The 1,788-nt window shown below is 42.9% G+C and carries 3 protein-coding genes; all 3 read left to right on the plus strand.

Annotation, left to right across the window (positions count from 1 at the left end; genetic code table 11):
- Positions 1-672: tRNA (adenosine(37)-N6)-threonylcarbamoyltransferase complex ATPase subunit type 1 TsaE (gene tsaE / locus NTZ93_04910; protein MCX6817178.1), on the plus strand; the 672-nt coding region annotated here is incomplete at its 5' end.
- 11 nt (positions 673-683) lie between these two features.
- Positions 684-1,055 carry a helix-turn-helix domain-containing protein gene (locus NTZ93_04915; GenBank protein MCX6817179.1) on the plus strand — a complete coding sequence of 124 codons (372 nt, stop codon included), beginning with the start codon at positions 684-686 and terminating at the stop codon, positions 1,053-1,055.
- Positions 1,056-1,405: 350 nt separating this feature from the next.
- Positions 1,406-1,788, plus strand: a 383-nt coding sequence (locus tag NTZ93_04920) for a hypothetical protein (GenBank protein MCX6817180.1), incomplete at its 3' end; no start/stop codon positions are given.

The raw sequence follows: 1,788 nt of genomic DNA on the forward strand, positions 1-1,788 counted from the left end.
AAAATTATTAACCAATTAGGCCGTCCCGTCACCGCCACTTCCGCCAATGTTTCTTATCAACCCCGGCCATATTCTTTACCACAACTCTTAAAATATACATCAGTTAAACAGCAAAATTTAATTGATTTATTTATTGATGCCGGCACTTTACCCCAGCGGCCTGTATCCACTATTGTCGATACGACCTTAGACGATCCGCTCATCCTCCGCCAAGGCCGGCTTCTTCATTCCCGGAGTGAAAGAAGTTCACACTCCGGGAATGTGATTACAAAATCTCCGGAAGAAACTAAAAATTTAGCTAAAACCATCATGCTGAAAAACTGGAATCTTTTACAAAAACAGCCGCTAATGTTTTTATTAATCGGCGATTTAGGCACTGGCAAAACCCAGTTTGCTAAAGGCATCGGCGAGTTTTTACAGATAAAAACCCCGATTAGCTCACCCACTTACACCATTGCCAAAGAATATGATTATAATCGTCACAGGATTCGCGGCCAATTTTTACACCTCGACACCTGGCGACTGCAACACTTGGAAGAATTAGATATTTTGAACTTAAAATCTCATTTTAAACCCAAAAACGTGATCGCTATAGAGTGGGCTGAGCGGGCTCTTAAACCAATCCTAACTTCAGCTGAATCGGCAATAATTATCAAAATTGGCTTTAAATAGAAGCCAGCCGTATCATCGGCTGTTCCACCAACACCCTCTACAAATATTTAGACGAAGGTCGGCTTAAAGCCAGCCGGGGCACTGCTGATCAGGGCCGCTTCCGCATTCCCCAGACTTCTTTGGAAGAATTTCTGGGCACTCCCCTCGCTGAAGAAACCAAACAAAATGAAACAAAAGCTATCAAGGATAACCTGCCTGCGCAGGCAGGCCTGCCCATAAAACTGGTCCGGTCTCTAATTTTTGTCAGCTTACTATTGATACTAATTGATATTATTGTGACAAAATCAGTCTTAATTACCACTCAATTAACCCGCCTATTCTTCCTGACGATCGCCTTATTACTGGCCTATCAGGAAGGAGGTTACCATCGAACCGCTGCTTAAACTTCGCCGCCAAACAATCAATCGGACACTTAGGGTTTACTATGGTTGTCTGATCTCCCTGATTATTACCACTAGCGCCCTCAAGAACGGCCTTGGTACAAATCTGGCTGGTTTTTTCCTGGTTTTACCTATCCTGCTTTATTTTTTCTTTGCCTCAATCCGACAATCAATTGCCAACCGGATATTTTTCCTAAAATATGGTAGTCAGCTATTAATCGCTCAAAATACATCTATTAATATCAACCGGCATTTTTCTTTTAAAAGATTTTTACTTCAACCCAATTTTGCTTTCCGGATCAGTCTTATTTTATTATTTTTAATTATCTTCACCGCCTTTGCCCGTATCGCCTATGCTTAAACTGCTGTTTTTGTATAATCTTATCGTTATTACTGTTATCGAAATAGTCAGTCTGCGGTCAATTAGCTCTCTCTCAGGCGCCATCTTTCCCCTGCTCCTTTTACCGCTAATTTATCACTTTAGTCTTGATCTCATCCCGACTCGCGGACAATCGCGCAAAAAAGCTTTACCTGTCACTTTTTTTAATGCCCTAACCCAAAAAAAAACCGCGGGTTCAATTGAAGGCGAAGTTTTAGCCGGACCCGCCGGCATCTCTGACCGCGACCGCCGCCTTTTCCTTAAACTCATCGGCTCCACCAGTCTGTCTCTGGTTTTTATGGCTTTAATCGGTAAAAGAAGCGCCCAAGCCGCCTTTTTTGGTTCCATGCCCGGCCC

Source organism: Candidatus Beckwithbacteria bacterium (genome assembly GCA_026397255.1).
Lineage (GTDB): Bacteria > Patescibacteriota > Microgenomatia > UBA1400 > CG1-02-47-37 > JAPLVF01.